At 72.6% G+C, this 15,628-nt stretch carries 12 protein-coding genes; 5 read left to right on the forward strand and 7 right to left on the reverse strand.

Annotation, left to right across the window (positions count from 1 at the left end; translation table 11 throughout):
- Positions 1-136 precede the first annotated feature (136 nt).
- On the reverse strand, positions 137-2,377 hold the full coding sequence (recG, locus tag AB0J04_RS42565; RefSeq protein WP_363174076.1) for an ATP-dependent DNA helicase RecG: 2,241 nt from the start codon (positions 2,375-2,377) through the stop codon (positions 137-139).
- A 167-nt stretch (positions 2,378-2,544) separates the two neighbouring features.
- Here recG and AB0J04_RS42570 point away from each other — a divergent pair, with 167 nt between their 5' ends.
- Both AB0J04_RS42570 and AB0J04_RS42575 read left to right on the forward strand, forming a co-directional pair.
- Entirely contained in the window at positions 2,545-4,419 is a 1,875-nt protein-coding gene (locus AB0J04_RS42570; protein WP_363174077.1) for an HSP90 family protein, read from the forward strand.
- Positions 4,412-7,408, forward strand: coding sequence for a tetratricopeptide repeat protein (locus AB0J04_RS42575; RefSeq protein WP_363174078.1), 2,997 nt, complete (start codon positions 4,412-4,414; stop codon positions 7,406-7,408). Before AB0J04_RS42570 ends, AB0J04_RS42575 begins: the two co-directional genes overlap by 8 nt.
- Positions 7,409-7,433: 25 nt before the next feature.
- Here AB0J04_RS42575 and AB0J04_RS42580 read toward each other — a convergent pair whose 3' ends face one another.
- Positions 7,434-9,149, reverse strand: a complete 1,716-nt coding sequence (locus AB0J04_RS42580) for a DAK2 domain-containing protein (protein WP_363174080.1) — start codon at positions 9,147-9,149, stop codon at positions 7,434-7,436.
- Between the two features lie 284 nt (positions 9,150-9,433).
- On the opposite strand from AB0J04_RS42580, the gene rpmB reads away from it, so the two are divergent.
- On the forward strand, positions 9,434-9,619 hold the full coding sequence (rpmB, locus tag AB0J04_RS42585) for a 50S ribosomal protein L28 (RefSeq protein ID WP_013000438.1): 186 nt from the start codon (positions 9,434-9,436) through the stop codon (positions 9,617-9,619).
- A gap of 100 nt (positions 9,620-9,719) precedes the next feature.
- Here rpmB and thiD read toward each other — a convergent pair whose 3' ends face one another.
- Positions 9,720-10,520 (reverse strand): bifunctional hydroxymethylpyrimidine kinase/phosphomethylpyrimidine kinase, encoded by an 801-nt coding sequence (gene thiD, locus AB0J04_RS42590; RefSeq protein WP_363174081.1) that lies wholly within the window; start codon positions 10,518-10,520, stop codon positions 9,720-9,722.
- Positions 10,517-11,482, reverse strand: a complete 966-nt coding sequence (locus tag AB0J04_RS42595) for a thiamine-phosphate kinase (RefSeq protein WP_363174082.1) — start codon at positions 11,480-11,482, stop codon at positions 10,517-10,519. Before AB0J04_RS42595 ends, thiD begins: the two co-directional genes overlap by 4 nt.
- 206 nt (positions 11,483-11,688) lie before the next feature.
- Between AB0J04_RS42595 and AB0J04_RS42600 the strand changes: the two genes are divergently transcribed.
- Positions 11,689-11,922, forward strand: coding sequence for an Lrp/AsnC ligand binding domain-containing protein (locus tag AB0J04_RS42600; protein WP_079659261.1), 234 nt, complete (start codon positions 11,689-11,691; stop codon positions 11,920-11,922).
- A 20-nt stretch (positions 11,923-11,942) separates the two neighbouring features.
- Positions 11,943-12,452, forward strand: coding sequence for a DUF3515 domain-containing protein (locus AB0J04_RS42605; RefSeq protein WP_363174083.1), 510 nt, complete (start codon positions 11,943-11,945; stop codon positions 12,450-12,452).
- 12 nt (positions 12,453-12,464) lie between these two features.
- On the opposite strand, the gene AB0J04_RS42610 is transcribed toward AB0J04_RS42605, so the two are convergent.
- Genes AB0J04_RS42610 through AB0J04_RS42620 form a run of 3 tightly spaced genes read right to left on the reverse strand, consistent with a single transcriptional unit; the run spans position 12,465 to position 15,522 of the window.
- Positions 12,465-13,622, reverse strand: coding sequence for a D-alanine--D-alanine ligase family protein (locus AB0J04_RS42610; RefSeq protein WP_363174084.1), 1,158 nt, complete (start codon positions 13,620-13,622; stop codon positions 12,465-12,467).
- A gap of 59 nt (positions 13,623-13,681) precedes the next feature.
- Positions 13,682-14,692 (reverse strand): NAD(P)H-dependent glycerol-3-phosphate dehydrogenase, encoded by a 1,011-nt coding sequence (locus tag AB0J04_RS42615; RefSeq protein ID WP_363174085.1) that lies wholly within the window; start codon positions 14,690-14,692, stop codon positions 13,682-13,684.
- Complete coding sequence (locus tag AB0J04_RS42620) at positions 14,689-15,522, reverse strand: lysophospholipid acyltransferase family protein (RefSeq protein WP_363174086.1); 834 nt, start codon at positions 15,520-15,522, stop codon at positions 14,689-14,691. The genes AB0J04_RS42615 and AB0J04_RS42620 overlap by 4 nt, the downstream gene beginning before the upstream one ends.
- Between the last annotated feature and the right edge of the window lie 106 nt (positions 15,523-15,628).

Here is a 15,628-nt window from a genome sequence, read left to right on the forward strand (position 1 = left end):
TTCAACTCCACCTCCTCGATCTCCTCGACACCGACATCGGACAGACCCGCTGGCCACAGACCTGAAACGGTGACCCGCGAAGTCCGGGTCTAGGGGGCTTCTGATGGATCTCCCACGGAGATCCATCAGAAGCCCCCTAGCCCTTGTCCAAGTACTGCTCCCTCTCCTCGTCCAAAAGGGCGGCCAGGGCTGTTCGCAGGCCTGGGTAGGCACTGAGCTCCGGGTCTGCCGCCACGACCGCCACCGCCTCCTCCCGCGCCTCCGCGATGACCTCCTCGTCCTCGATGACGGCCAGGACCCGCAGGGAGGTGCGGGCGCCGGACTGGGCCTGGCCGAGGACGTCGCCCTCACGGCGCTGTTCCAGGTCGATGCGGGAGAGCTCGAAGCCGTCGAGCGTGGCGGCGACGGCGTTCAGGCGCTGGCGGGCGGCGCTGGCCTCCGGCATCTCGCTGACGAGGAGACAGAGGCCGGGCGCCGATCCCCGGCCCACGCGACCGCGCAGCTGGTGCAGCTGGGAGACGCCGAAACGGTCGGCGTCCATGATCACCATGGCGGTGGCGTTGGGGACGTTGACGCCCACCTCGATGACGGTCGTGGCCACCAGGACGTCGGTCTCGCCGGCGGCGAAGCGGCGCATGACGGCGTCCTTGTCGTCCGGGGGCATCCGGCCGTGCAGGACTTCGACCTCGAGGCCCTGGAGAGGGCCCTTGCCCAGTTGCTCGGCGATGTCGACGACCGCCAGCGGAGGGCGCTTCTCGGCCTCGTCCTCGGGGGATTTCCGCTGGGCCTTGCCGGCCTTCTTCGGGTCCTCCTCCTCGTCCCCGATGCGGGGGCAGACGACGTACGCCTGATGGCCGCCCTCGACCTCCTCGCGGACCCGCTCCCAGGCGCGGGCCAGGAAGTGGGGCTTGTCGGCGGCCGGGACGACATGGCTGGCGATGGGCGAGCGGCCGGCCGGGAGCTGGTCGAGGACGGACGTCTCCAGGTCGCCGAAGACGGTCATGGCGACCGTGCGCGGGATGGGTGTGGCGGTCATGACGAGCAGGTGCGGAGGCTGTTTGCCCTTGCCGCGCAGGGCGTCGCGCTGTTCGACGCCGAAGCGGTGCTGTTCGTCGACCACGACCAGGCCGAGGTCGTGGAACTGGACCTTGTCCTCGATCAACGCGTGCGTGCCGATCACGATGCCGGCCTCCGCGGTGACGAGGTCGAGCAGTGCCTGCCGGCGGGCGGCCATGCCCATGGATCCGGTCAGCAGCACCACCTTGGTGGCCTGCTCGGACCCGCCGAGCATCCCGCCCTCGGCCAGATCGCCCATCATCTCGACGATCGAACGGTGGTGCTGCTGGGCGAGGACCTCGGTGGGGGCGAGCATCGCGGCCTGCCCGCCGGCGTCGACCACGGCGAGCATGGCGCGGAGGGCCACCAGGGTCTTGCCCGACCCGACCTCGCCCTGGAGGAGGCGGTGCATCGGGTGGTCCGTGGCCAGGTCGTCGAAGATCTCCTTCGAGACCTTCTGCTGGCCTTCGGTGAGGGTGAAGGGAAGGCGGGCGTCGAAGGCGGTGAGGAGGCCGTCGGGGGCGGGCCTGCGGGGGACGGCCGGGAGTTGGGCGTCGGCGTGGCGGCGGCGGGCGAGGGCGACCTGGAGGACGAAGGCCTCGTCCCACTTGAGGCGGGTGCGGGCGGCGGCGATGTCCGCCTTGGTGTGCGGGCGGTGGATCTTCAGGAGGGCCTCGGGGAGGGGGACCAGGCCCCGGCCGCCGCGCAGGGAGTCGGGGAGGGGGTCGACGGCCTCCTGGGCGTGGGGCAGGACGGTCTGGATCGCCTTGCCGATCTTCCAGGACTCCAGTTTCGCGGTGGCGGGGTACAGCGGGATGAGGGCGCCGGCCCAGGTCTCGACGGATTCCTCGGCGTCCGCTTCGTCGGTGTCCGCGCGCAGCAGTTCGTAGGCCGGGTGGGCCAGTTGGAGGCGGCGGTTGAAGACCGAGACCTTGCCCGCGAACATCGCGCGCGTGCCGGGCAGCAGCTCCTTGTGGGGTTTGTGCACGCCGCTGCCGAAGAAGACCAGCTGGAGCCGGCCGCTGCCGTCGGTGATCGTCACCTCCAGGCGCTGGCCCTTGCCCCGGGGCGCCTTGGCGGAGGCGAAGCTGTGCAGGCGGACGTCGGCGACCTGGGCGACCACGGTGACGTGCTCGTCCATCGGGAGGTCGGCGAGGTGGGTGAGCTGGCCGCGCTCCTCGTATCTGCGGGGGTAGTGGTGCAGGAGGTCGCCGACGGTGTGCAGGCCGAGGTGCTCGGCCATCACCTTCGCGGTGGCGGGGCCGAGCACTGACTTCAAGGGTCGTTCCAGTGGTTCTTCCAGTGCGGGCACGAGATCCATTGCACACCACGTCACTGACATTGCCGTATACGTGTCCTGAAACCCCTGGTCAGACGGCTCGTTCGGGCTCTAGGATGACGCGCTCCGGCCATCATCCGCGGTCACCGCCCCACCGGGACCGCCCGACCCCGCGCCGTGCTCATCCCCCAGCCCGCGGCGCTGCAGCGATGGACTCCCAGACCTCACAGTCATCCCAGGCACCCCAGCCGCCCCATACGTTCCAGGTCGACCTGCGTGGTCTGGTGGACCTGCTGTCCCATCACCTCTACTCCAGTCCCAAGGTCTACCTGCGCGAACTGCTGCAGAACGCCGTGGACGCCATCACCGCCCGACGGACCGGGGAACCGGACGCCCCGGCGCGGGTACGGCTGTTCGCGGCGGACGGCCGGCTGCGGGTGGAGGACTCCGGCATCGGGCTCACCGAGGCCGATGTGCACAGCCTGCTGGCGACCATCGGCCGCAGTTCCAAGCGTGCCGAGGGCCTGCAGGACGTGCGTTCGGACTTTCTCGGGCAGTTCGGCATCGGGCTGCTGGCCTGTTTCGTGGTCGCCGAGCGGATCCGGGTGGTCAGCCGCAGCGCCCGTACGCCCGACGCGCCGCCCGTGGAGTGGACGGCGCGCGACGACGGTTCGTACACCGTGCGGACGCTGCCCCACGCGGAGCGCCCCGAGCCGGGCACCACCGTGCATCTGGTGGCGCGGGCCGGCGCCGGGGAGTGGCTCACCGAGGCGCGGGTGCTGGCGCTGGCCCGGGACTTCGGTTCGCTGCTGCCGTACGACGTCCGGGTCGGCGAGGAGGCGGTCACCGATCTGCCCGCGCCCTGGGACCGGGCGTACGCCTCCCCCGCCAACCGACGGGTTGCGCTGGCCCGGCACTGTCACGAGCTGTTCGGGTTCACGCCGCTGGACTCGGTCGAGCTGGACGTGCCGCTGGCGGGGATCCGCGGGGTGGCGTACGTGCTGCCGTCGGCGGTCAGCCCTGCGCAGCGGGCCACCCACCGGGTGCACCTGAAGGGCATGCTGCTGACCGAGCGGGGCGAACAGCTGCTGCCCGACTGGGCGTTCTTCGTGCGCTGCGTGCTGGACACCGACAGTCTGCGGCCGACGGCCTCGCGGGAGTCGCTGTACGAGGACGAGACGCTGGCCGCGGTCCGGGAGGCGCTGGGGGAACGGATCCGGTCGTGGCTGACGGGGCTGGCCGCCGGCGACCCGGAGCGGCTCGCGGCGTTCCTGGCGGTGCACCACCTGGGCGTGAAGTCCCTGGCACGGCACGACCGGGAGATGCTGCGGACGATGCTGCCGTGGCTGCCCTTCGAGACGACCGACGGACGGCTGTCGCTGGAGGAGTTCGCGCAGCGGCACCCGGTCGTGCACTTCACGCGGACGGTGGAGGAGTACCGGCAGGTCGCGCCGATCGCGTCCGCGCAGGGCATCGGGGTGATCAACGGCGGTTACACGTACGACAGCGAGCTGGTCGAGGCGCTGCCGTCGGTGCGACCGGGGACGGTCGTCGCCGAGCTGGACGCGGACACGGTGACGGCCCACCTGGACGCCGTCGACCCGGCCGACGAGCTGGCGCTGGCGGGCTTCCTGGCCGCCGCGCGGGCGAAGGTCGATCCGCTGGGCTGTGACGTCGTCCTGCGGGCCTTCCATCCGCTGTCGGTGCCCGCGTTGCATCTCGACGACCGGTCGGCCCGCCACGAGCAGGCGCGCGCTGAGGCCGAGACGCAGGCGGACGATCTGTGGGCGGGCATCCTGGGCTCACTGCGCGGGAGCGCCCCCCGCGCGCGTCTGGTGCTCAACCATCTCAATCCGCTGATCCGGCGGATCAGTTCGTTGAACGATCCCGAGCTGATCGGCACGGCCACGGAGTCGCTCTACGGACAGGCGCTGCTGATGGCGCAGCGCCCGCTGCGGCCGGCGGACTCGGCGCTGCTGAACCGGGCGTTCATCGGGCTCCTGGAGTGGGCCACACACGGGGAGCCGGCGCACGGGCAGTCGGACGGGCGGTCGGCGGACGGGCAGGGGGAAACTGATGGGTGAGATCACGGACTTCGACTCCCTGCGCCGGGCGATGGCGGAGAACGGCGAGCAGCCGGAGGGTCCGGCCCGCAACGCGCGCGCGGAGCGGCTGCTGGTGGACGCCGAGAAGCTGAAGATCCCGCTGGCCGTGATCGAGGCGCTCGGGCATCAGCTGAAGGTCTACAACTACAGCTCCGAGAAGGCGAAGATGTTCGTCCCCTTCGCGCGGCTGCTGCGCATGTGGGACGAGCGGCCCGAGGACTTCGACGAGTTCGAGACGCACTCGCTGCACTGGGTCTTCAAGTGGGTGTCGGCCGGCATGCTCGACCAGCCGCATGTGCCGCTGGCGTCGGTGGAGAAGTGGCTCGGCGAGATGGAGCACCGGTACCGGCTCGCCGGGCACTCCGAGCGGGCGGTGCGCAGCGCCGAGTTCAGCGTGGCCGCGCACGTGGGGGACGTGGAGCGGGCCGACAGGGCGTTCGCCGCCTGGCTGGCGGCGGACCGGGACGCCATGGCCGACTGCCATGCGTGCGAGCTGCACGGGCAGGGCTGGTGGCAGACGGAGCGGGGGCGTGACGCGCAGGCGCTCGAGGTGTGGGCGCCGGTCCTGGACGGCGAGTACGCGTGCGCGCACGAGCCGCACACCGTGCTCGCCTCGTCCCTGCTGCCGCTGCTGCGGCTGGGCCGTCCGGAGGAGGCCCGCGCCCATCATCTGCGGGGTTTCCGGCTGGTGCGGCCCATGGAGAGCATGCGGGGCGCCTACGCGGACCACGTCGAGTTCTGCGCGCTGACCGGCAACGAGGCGCGGGGCCTGGAGCTGCTCGCGGAGCGGCCGGCGTACTTCACGGACGAGGGGCAGCCGCGCAGCAAGCTGGAGTTCCTGAGCGTCGTCGTGCTGCTCATGGAGCGCCTCTGCGAGCTCGGGCTCGGCGGTCAGCGGGTGCCCGGGGCGGCCGGGCGGGAGTGGACGGCCGTCGAACTCGCGGCGCACGCGCGGGCGGAGGCCCTCGCGCTGGCCGCGCGCTTCGACGAGCGCAACGGCACGGCGCACGTCAGCGAGCGGGCCCGCGCGCGTATGGAGCAGCGGCCCCTGGTGGAGCGGCTGCCCCTGGGGGTGCGGGCCGCGCGCCCGGCGTCCGCCGTGGCCGCACCGGCGGCCGTGGCGCCGGCTCCGGCCCAGGAGGCCGGTGCGGCGGATCTGTCGGCTCTGCTGGTCGAGGCCCGGCGGCTGTCGGACACCCTCCGGCCGCAGGCCGTCGAGGCGTGGGCGCGGGTGGCCGAGGTGGCCGCGGGGACGGAGGGCGCGGAGCGCGTGGAGCTGGCGGCGCGGGACCGGGCGGAGATCGCGGAGCATGAGGCGATCGGTCTCGGCCCGGAGGGCGCGGAAACGTTCGAGCACGCCGCCGAGCTGTACGCGGAGGCGGGCGACCCCGGGGAGGCTCTCGCGGCACGCGCGCGTGCGGCGTACGTCCGGGCGCTCGGGGGCGAGGTCGACGAGGCGCTCGCGGCGGTCGCCGACCCGTACGACCGGGTCCTCGCGCTGTATGCCGAGGGCGGCACGGAGGTGCCCCAGGCGGCGGGCGTGCTGATGGGGCGGGCGCGGATCCTGATGCGGCGCGTCCACGAGGCCGAGGGGCCGGTGGACGAAGCCGACCTGACGGCGGCGGAGGCGGCCGTGGGCGAGCTGCTGGCGCTCGTGGACGGACGGGCCGGGAACGACGTACGGCTCGCCGCCCGGGTCGCCGAGGGGCACGCGATGCTCGCGGAGGTCGCGACGCACGCCGGGGACCCGGAGGTGGGCGCGGAGCTGCTCGCGCGGGCCGCGGCAGAGTTCGTCGAGGCGGGTCTGCCGTGGTTCGCCGTGGAGTACGAGGCCCGGCTGGCCGGTCTCGCCCACCAGCTGGACGACATGGTGGAGGCGGAGCGGGCGCTGCGGGCCGCCCTGGAGCACGGCGGGCCGTTCCTGGAGGCCGTCGGGCGGGCCCAGCTGCATCTCCAGCTCGCCGAGGTCGTCGGCGGCCGCGGACAGGCCGACGAGGCCGCGGAGCACGCCCTGGAGGCGGCGCACTGGGCCGACGAGGCGGGCGCGGGCCCGACGTTCGGCGCGTGGGCGCGGCACCAGCTCGGCGGGTTCCTGGTCCGGCTGGGGCGCTGGGCGGAGGCCGCGGAGGTGCTGGAGTCGGCGCTGGCGGACCTGACCGCCGAGACGCACGGCGACGGCGCGGTCGTCCAGACGCAGTGGTGGCTCGGCGACTGTCTGAGCGAGCTCGGGGAGCACCGGGACGCCGCCGAACGTCGCCTGCAGGCCGCCGAGATCGCCCGGCACTGGCCCGAGCAGCACGACCACGCGACCCTCGCCCATCTGGCCGCGGAGTCGCTCGGCCAGGCCGGCCTGCACGCCGAGGCGGACCAGGCCTACGCGCGCGCGGGCGAGCTGTGGCGGGACCTCGGCAATGTGCACGGGCTCGTCCGCTCCTTGCGCGCCCGCGCGTGGCTCGCGTTGCGCACGGAGGACGCCCCGGACGCCGCGCGCGGTCTGATGACGCGTGCCGTGGAGGAGTGCGCGGACGCGTTCGACGCGGCGGACGACGACGAGGCACGGCAGCGGCTGGTCGTCGAACTCGGCCACACCCACCGCCAGTTCGGGGACCTGCTCGCGCGCTCCGCCGCCGAGGACGCGGACGACGACTCGATCCGGGCGGCCCTGGACGGGGCGCTCTCCCAGATGTCCGAGGCCGTCGCGGTGTTCGTCGCCCTGGGCGACGACGCCCTGCACGCCCGGACCGGCGCGGAGCTGGCCGCGGGCTGGCTGGAGACGGACCTGGGACGCCCCGCGGACGCGGCGGCACGCGCGCGTGCGGTGTTGCGGGCCTACGCGGACGTCGATGCCGACGCCGGCAGCGAGGCTGACGCCGTCGTCGGCGATCAGGGGGAGGACGAGACCGTGCGGGCGCGGCGGGCCGAGGCGGAGCAGTTGTTGCAGGCGGCGGAGGAGCAGAGGGATCGTTGAACGATCCCCTTCGTCACCTGCTGGCTCACTCCACCCCGATCAACAACAACGCTCCCTGCCGTCCGCCCCGGTACACCACCGTGTCCACGGCGAGGTGCGTCTCCCGCACCCGCGCCTCCAGGTGCTCGGCGACGCCTTCGGGGGCCTCGTCGCCGAGCACGAGGGTGACGAGTTCGCCGCCGGCCGACAGCATGCGGTTCAGGACGCTCTCGGCGGTGGCTGTGACATCGGAGCCGATGACGGCGACATCGCCGTCGACGAGCCCGAGGACGTCGCCGGCCTGGCAGATGCCGGCCATGGTCCACGACTGGCGCTCGGCGACGACGACCTCGGCGTAGCGGGTGGCCCCGGCCGCCGAGGTCATCGAGACGACGTCCTCGTCGAAGCGGCGGTCCGGCTCGTGGACGGCGAGCGCGGCGATCCCCTGGACCGCGGAGCGGGTCGGGATCAGGGCCACCCGGATGCCCTCCGTGCGGGCCTGCTCGGCGGCCGCGGCGGCGGTGTGCCGCAGGTCGGCGTCGTTGGGCAGCAGCACGACCTCGCGCGCGTGGGCCCGTCGCACCGCCTCGACGAGCTCGCCGCTGGCGGGCGGCTCCCCGGGGCGCGCGAGCACGGTCGTCGCGCCCGCCTCGGTGTACAGCCCGGCCAGGCCCTCGCCGGGCACGACGGCGACGACCGCGCGCTGGACGCGTTCGCGGGGCGGACGCTCTCCCCCGCGCGTGTGGGCGTCGTCGGCGCCGAAGTGCGTGATGCGGATCCGGTAGGGCCGGCCCGCCTCGACGCCGGCCTCCACCGCGGCGCCCGCGTCGTCCACGTGCACATGGACGTTCCACAGGCCGTCGCCGCCGACCACGACGAGCGAGTCGCCCAGGGCGTCCAGACGCTGCCGCAGCCGTGCCACCGCCGCGTCCTCGGCCTCCAGGAGGTAGATCACCTCGAAGGCGGGACCGCCCTCGCCGTCCGCCGCGTCGGCGCAGTCCTGCGCGTCCGCCACGCTCTCCGCCCCGGTCGGCCGCACGCGCGCGGGCGACCCGGCGGACGCGGACATCGCACCGGAGAGCCCCGGCAGCTCTCCCGTGAACGTCTCCACGAGGGCCGCGAGGACCGCCACCAGGCCCCGGCCGCCCGCGTCGACGACCCCGGCCCGCTCCAGTACGGCCAACTGGCCCGGGGTCGCGGCGAGCGCCGCGCACGCGCCCCGGTAGGCCGCCCGGGCGACCGTCCCGCAGTCGCCCTCCGCTCCCCCGGCCGCGTCGGCGGCGGCCGCGGCGACCGACAGGACGGTGCCCTCGACGGGGTGGGCGACGGCCAGGCGGGCCGAGTCGGCCGCCTGCCGCAGGGCCAGGCGCAGCCCGTCCCCGTCGGTGTGCGGGGCCTCGCCCTGGGCGGAGAGCACCTGGGCCATGCCGCGCAGCAACTGCGCGAGGATCGTCCCCGAGTTCCCGCGCGCCCCGATGAGCGCACCGTGCGCCATCGCGCGCGAGGCGTCGGCGAGCGAAGGCTTCCCGACGGACGCGCCCCCTGCGCCGGAACCGAACTCGTACCCGGCGAACACCGCCTCGACCGCGGTCGTCGCCGACTCGACGGTCAGATACAGGTTGGTGCCGGTGTCCCCGTCCGCGACCGGATAGACGTTGATCGCGTCGATCTCCTCGCGGGCCCGGCCCAGCGCCGTGAGCGCGAGGCCGCACCAGGTGCGCACCGCGAGAGCATCGAAGAATGTCTGCGGCACCTGCGCCACCTGCGCCTCCTTGAGCTGCTGGACTGGACGCAGCGTAGACCCAGCGCCGGTGTCCGCAGGAAAGCGGGCCGGACCGGACCCCGGGGACCGGCCGGGACCGCCGGGGCCGGGGGCAGGGCCCTGAGCAGCCATGGTAGTTTCGTTGTACCGGCGCAGTCGTTGTATGCTGCTCCGGTTGCCCGATCCCATCGGGCTTTCCCCTGGCACCGCCACTCAGATCCTAGATCCTGATCCCGGCATGCCGGGATCAACCGTAAGTGCATCTGAAGTCTTTGGAGTGACCCGTGGCTGCCAACTGCGACGTCTGTGGCAAGGGGCCGAGCTTCGGCAACAACATCTCGCACTCGCACCGCCGTACGTCCCGTCGCTGGAACCCGAACATCCAGCGCGTCCGTACCGTGGTCGGCGGGACGCCGAAGCGCGTGAACGCTTGCACCTCGTGCATCAAGGCCGGCAAGGTCTCGCGCTGACGCACAGCTAAGTGCGCGGCCACTGCTGGTTCGCTGCATTGAGCCGGTCCACCTCGTGTGGGCCGGCTTTCTGCTGTGCCCTGACCGTTCAGGACTGAGCTCAAGCTCCGGTCGTACCCCGTGTGAGGTCCCACCCGTGGTCCACGGGGCCGATCCCCGTGCCGAGGGCGAACCCGGCGGCGATCGCCCCGGTGACGTACCGCTTGGCCGCCCACACCGCCTCCGGCACGGACTGTCCCTTCGCCAGCTGCGACGCGATCGCGGACGCGAGGGTGCAGCCCGTGCCGTGCGTGTGCCGGTTGTCGTACCTCGGCGCGCGCAGCCAGTGCTCCTCGGCGCCGTCCGTCAGCAGGTCGACCGCGTCACCGGGGAGATGACCGCCCTTGACCAGCACCCAGCGCGGCCCGTACGCCAGCACGGCGACCGCCGCGTCCCGCAGCTGCTCCTCCGACTCGACCTGGACGCCGGTCAGTTGGGCCACCTCGTCCAGGTTCGGGGTGGCGACGGTGGCGACCGGAAGCAGCTTCTTCCGTACGGAGTCCAGCGCGGAGGCGGCCAGCAGACTGTCGCCGTGCTTGGAGACGCCGACCGGGTCGACGACCACGGGAGCGTCCGTGCCCGCGATCAACTCGGCGACGGTCTCGACGAGTTGGGCGGAGGCGAGCATGCCCGTCTTGACCGCCTGGACGCCGATGTCGTCGACGACGCTGCGGTACTGGGCCCGTACCGCCTCCGTCGGCAGCTCCCAAGCCCCCTGCACGCCGCGGGAGTTCTGCGCGGTGACCGCCGTGAGCACGCTCATGCCGTGCACGCCGAGCGCGAGCATCGTCTTCAGGTCGGCCTGGATCCCGGCCCCGCCACCGGAGTCGGAGCCGGCCACCGTCAGGACGCGCGGCCTCAACTCTCCAGGTCCCCGAAGTGATCCCAGCCGCCCTTGCTGGTCCAGGGCGCCCCGTCGACCGTCACCTGGGGCAGTGCGGAGGGGTTGAGGACCTCGCCGATCACCTTCCAGCGGGCGGGGAGTTTCACGTCCGGCGGGAAGGTCGCCACGATCGCGTGGTCCTCGCCGCCGGTGAGCACCCACTGGATCGGGTCGACACCGACGGCCTGCCCGATGTCGTTCATCTGCGTCGGGATGTCGATGGCGCCGGAGCGGATGTCGATGCGGACCTTGCTGGCCTCGGCGATGTGCCCGAGGTCGGCGATCAGCCCGTCGCTGACGTCGCACATCGCCGTCGCGCCGAGCCCGGCGGCGGCCGGACCCGCGTGGTACGGCGGCTCGGGGCGGCGGTGGGCCTCGACGAAGGCGCGGGGCGAGCGGAAGCCGCGGGAGAGGACCGCGTACCCGGCGGCGGACCAGCCCAGCCAGCCGGTCACCGCGACGAGGTCGCCGGGCTGGGCGCCGCCCCGGGTGACCGGTTCCTGGTTGCGCAGATCGCCGAGCGCGGTGATCGACACCATGATCGTGTCGCCGCGTACGACGTCGCCGCCCACCACGGAGGCGCCGGCGACCTGGCATTCGTCGCGCAGGCCGTCCATCAGCTCGGACGGCCAGGTGACCGGCAGTTCGGCGGGCACGACCAGGCCGAGCAGAACGGCCGTCGGCACCGCGCCCATGGCGGCGATGTCGGCGAGGTTCTGTGCGGCGGCCTTGCGGCCGACGTCGTAGGCCGTGGACCAGTCTCGGCGGAAGTGCCGGCCCTCCAGCAGGATGTCGGTGCTGGCCACCACCCGCCGGTCGGGCGCGGCGACCACCGCGGCGTCGTCGCCGGGGCCGACCCGGACCGCGGGGGTGGTGGTGAGACGGGAGGTGAGCTCCCTGATGAGCCCGAACTCCCCGAGCTCACCAACAGTGCCCTTCATTGCCCTTTCGCCCCTTCTTTACCTGTCCGTGCCCGGTCGCGCATACCTAGTGTCCTCGATACGGTCGAGGAAGCCGTCAAGTTCTGCCGTGCCCGCACCCCGGCACGCGAGCCGCCGTCTCCGCAGGTCTCCCCGCTGCGCACGGCGACGCGATACCGTGGCGTTCCGTTTCCCCACATGATCCTCGTGGCCGCCCTGGAGGTTCCGTGGTACAGGCGTACATCCTCATCCAGACGGAGGTCGGCAAAGCGTCGACCGTCGCCGAGGAGATCAGCAAGATTCCTGGCGTGGTCCAGGCCGAGGACGTGACGGGACCCTATGACGTGATCGTCCGGGCCCAGGCCGACACGGTGGACGACCTCGGCCGCATGGTGGTCGCCAAGGTCCAGCAGGTGGACGGGATCACCCGCACTTTGACCTGCCCGGTCGTGCATCTGTAGCCCCCGTCTAACCTTGGCCGGTGAACTTCTTCCGTCACCGGCACCGTATTGCCTTCGGGCCGCCCGTACTCGTCCTGCTCATCACGGCCGCGGGCTGCTCCTCAGCAGACGACAGCGCGTCGGCGGCCCTTCCCAGCCCCGGCGCGAAGGCCACGAAGCTGTGCCGGGACCTGGACAAGGCACTGCCGTCGAAGGTGGACGGTGAGAGCCGCCACGATCCCGAGCCCGTCTCCGCGCTGACCGCGGGCTGGGGAGGCCCGGAAATCATACTGCGCTGCGGTGTCACGCAGCCGCCGAAGATGATCGACCCGAAGGTCGCGGAGGGCGCCGACCCGGACGCGGTGGCCGGCGGGGTGAACGGCGTCGACTGGCTGATGGAGAAGCGGGACGGCGGGGGGCATCGCTTCACCACGGCTGCTCGCAGCGCATACGTCGAGGTGACGGTGCCGGACGGCGCGGACAGCTCCAGCGTGCTGATCGATCTGGCACCGGCCATCAGGAAGGCGATCCCCGAAGGGATCGCCGACTAGACGCCGGGTCGGTCAGCGCAGCCCCGTCGAACGCCGCAGGGCCGCTTGGACCAGGCGGTCCACCAGCTCCGGGTACTCGATGCCGCTCGCCTGCCACATCGCCGGGTACATCGAGATCGGCGTGAAGCCGGGCATCGTGTTGATCTCGTTGATGACGAACTCGCCGTCCTCCGTGAGGAAGAAGTCCGCGCGGACCAGGCCCTCGCAGGACGCCGCCTCGAACGCGTCCACCGCGAGGCGCTGCACCTCGGCGGTCTCCTCGGGCGTCAGCGGCGCCGGGACGATGCCCGGGGTCGAGTCGATGTACTTGGCGTCGAAGTCGTAGTACGCGTGCGCGTCCGGCGGCGGGATCTCGGCCGGGGCGGAGGCGCGGGGGCCGTCCTCGAACTCCAGGACGCCGCACTCGATCTCGCGGCCCCGCAGCGCGGCCTCGACCAGGAGCTTCGGGTCGTGGCGGCGGGCCTCGGAGATCGCCTCGTCGAGGCCGGAGAGGTCGTCCACCTTGGTGATGCCGATGGACGAACCCGCGCGCGCGGGCTTCACGAAGAGCGGCCAGCCGTGCTCGCCGGCCAGGTCGACGATCTTCTTGCGGGCGGCCGACTCGTCCTGCTCCCACTCGCGCGGCCGGATCACCACGTACGGGCCGACCTTGAGCCCGAAGGAGGTGAACACCCGCTTCATGTACTCCTTGTCCTGGCCTACGGCCGAGGCGAGCACGCCCGAGCCCACGTACGGGACGCCGGAGAGCTCCAGCAGGCCCTGGAGGGTGCCGTCCTCGCCGTAGGGGCCGTGCAGCACCGGGAAGACGACGTCGACCTCGCCGAGCGCCTTGGGCACGGATCCGGGCTCGTAGTAGACGACTTCGCGGTTGGCGGGGTCGACGGGGAGCACCACGCCGCCGTCCCGCGACTCGGCGAGTTCGTCGACGTCGGGCGTGCGGCGGTCGGTGATCGCCATGCGCTCGGGCTCGTCGGCGGTGAGGAACCAGCGGCCCTCGCGCGTGATGCCGATCGGCAGGACCTCGTACTTGGTCCGGTCGATGGCCCTGAGGACCGCGCCGGCCGTGACCACGGAGATCCCGTGCTCGGAGCTGCGTCCGCCGAAGACGACGGCCACCCGCGGCTTGCGAGAGGGCGCTTGGGGGCTCTGGGGGAGGTTCTCGGTGCTCATATCGGCATGAGAGTACCCGGTGGTAGGGCCGTGAGTCAGCGTCCGCCCACCGGGTTCGCTCAGCGTCGTTCGGGCTTCGCGCTGCGCGACATCAGCTCCTTGAGAGCGACCACGGGGGGCTTGCCCTCGTGGACGATGTCGACGACCGTCTCGGTGATGGGCATGTCGACGCCGTGCCGACGGGCCAGATCCGCCACGGATTCGCAGGACTTGACGCCCTCGGCGGTCTGCCGGGTGACCGCGATGGTCTCCTGGAGGGTCATGCCCCTGCCGAGGTTGGTGCCGAAGGTGTGGTTGCGCGACAGCGGCGAGGAACAGGTCGCCACCAGGTCGCCGAGGCCCGCGAGTCCGGCGAAGGTGAGCGGGTCCGCGCCCATCGCCAGGCCCAGCCGGGTGGTCTCGGCGAGGCCCCGCGTGATCAGCGAGCCCTTGGCGTTGTCACCGAGCCCCATGCCGTCCACGATGCCCACCGCGAGGCCGATGACGTTCTTGACCGCGCCGCCCAGCTCGCAGCCCACCACGTCGGTGTTGGTGTACGGGCGGAAGTACGGCGTGTGGCAGGCGGCCTGGAGCCGTTGGGCGACGGCCTCGTCGGTGCAGGCGACGACGGCCGCGGCCGGCATGCGGGAGGCGATCTCCTTGGCGAGGTTGGGTCCGGTGACCACGGCGATCCGGTCCTGGCCCACCTTGGCGACGTCCGCGATCACCTCGCTCATCCGCATGGTCGTACCGAGCTCGACGCCCTTCATCAGCGACACCAGGACGGTGTCCGGGGCGAGCAGCGGCGTCCAGTCGGCGAGGTTGGCGCGCAGGGTCTGCGAGGGCACCGACAGGACCGTGTAGTCGGCGTCGGCGGCGGCCTCGGCGGGGTCCGTCGTGGCCCGCAGGTTCTCCGGAAGCTCGATGCCGGGGAAGTAGTCGGGGTTGGCGCGGCTGGTGTTGATCGCCTCGGCCACCTCCGGGCGCCTCGCCCACAGCGTGACCTCGCACCCCGCGTCGGCGAGCACCATGCCGAAGGCCGTCCCCCACGAACCGGCGCTGAACACCGCCGCCTTCACGGACTTGCTCACTTGCTGTTCTCCCCCTCGTGCTCATGGCTGATCTCCGCGTGCCCGGGCTCCGCACCGGTCTCCGCGCCGGTCTCGGCCCCGGTCTCGGCCCCGGTCTCCTCCTGGGTGCGGCGGCGCTGCTCGATCCGCTCCAGACGCGGGTCGTAGGGCGTCTCGGGCGCCCTCTCGCCGCGGATCTCCTCCAGTTGGCCGGTGACGGCCGCCATGATGACCTCCGTGGCCTCCTTGAGGAGCTCGGGGGTCATCTCCTGGCCGTAGAACCGCCCGAGGTCCACGGGCGGGCCCGCGAGCACATGGTGGGTCTTGCGCGGAAGGACGTTGAGCTTCTTGGCGTACGGCGGCAGAAGTTCGTTGGCGCCCCACTGGGCGACGGGGATCACGGGGCACTTGGTCGTCAGGGCCACGCGCGCGGCGCCCGTCTTGGCGACCATGGGCCACTGGTCGGGATCCCGGGTGATGGTGCCCTCCGGGTAGAACGCGACGCACTCTCCGCGTTCCACGGCCTCGATCGCGGCCCGGAAGGCGCTCAGCGCGTCCGTGGTCTCGCGGTAGACGGGGATCTGTCCGGTGCCGCGCATCGCGGCGCCGACGAATCCCTCCTTGAAAAGCCCGCTCTTCGCGAGGAATCGCGGCACCCGCCCGCTGTTGTACTGAAAGTGCGCATACGCGAAGGGGTCGACATGCGAATTGTGGTTCACCGCGGTGATAAATCCACCCTCGGCCGGAATGTGTTCCATTCCGCGCCAGTCCCGCTTGATCAGAACCACCAGCCAGGGTTTGCAGAGGACCGCTGCGAAGCGGTACCAGAAGCCGATTCTGCGGCTGGGCACGCGGACACCTTCCTCTAGGCCCGTACTTCGCGGGTCGTTGATTCGTATGGTGTGACCGGTCCGGGGGTGTCCTCGGGCCGGGGTGTGGCGTTGGGTGGGGTGTGTC

This window comes from Streptomyces sp. NPDC050263, from assembly GCF_040655955.1.
GTDB lineage: Bacteria > Actinomycetota > Actinomycetes > Streptomycetales > Streptomycetaceae > Streptomyces.

Excerpts from the sequence above, each read along its gene's own strand:
- recG (WP_363174076.1), bottom strand. The coding sequence starts at position 2,377 with ATGGATCTCGTGCCCGCACTGGAAGAACCACTGGAACGACCCTTGAAG.
- AB0J04_RS42570 (WP_363174077.1), top strand. The coding sequence starts at position 2,545 with ATGGACTCCCAGACCTCACAGTCATCCCAGGCACCCCAGCCGCCCCAT.
- AB0J04_RS42575 (WP_363174078.1), top strand. The coding sequence starts at position 4,412 with ATGGGTGAGATCACGGACTTCGACTCCCTGCGCCGGGCGATGGCGGAG.
- AB0J04_RS42595 (WP_363174082.1), bottom strand. The coding sequence starts at position 11,482 with ATGAAGGGCACTGTTGGTGAGCTCGGGGAGTTCGGGCTCATCAGGGAG.
- AB0J04_RS42610 (WP_363174084.1), bottom strand. The coding sequence starts at position 13,622 with ATGAGCACCGAGAACCTCCCCCAGAGCCCCCAAGCGCCCTCTCGCAAG.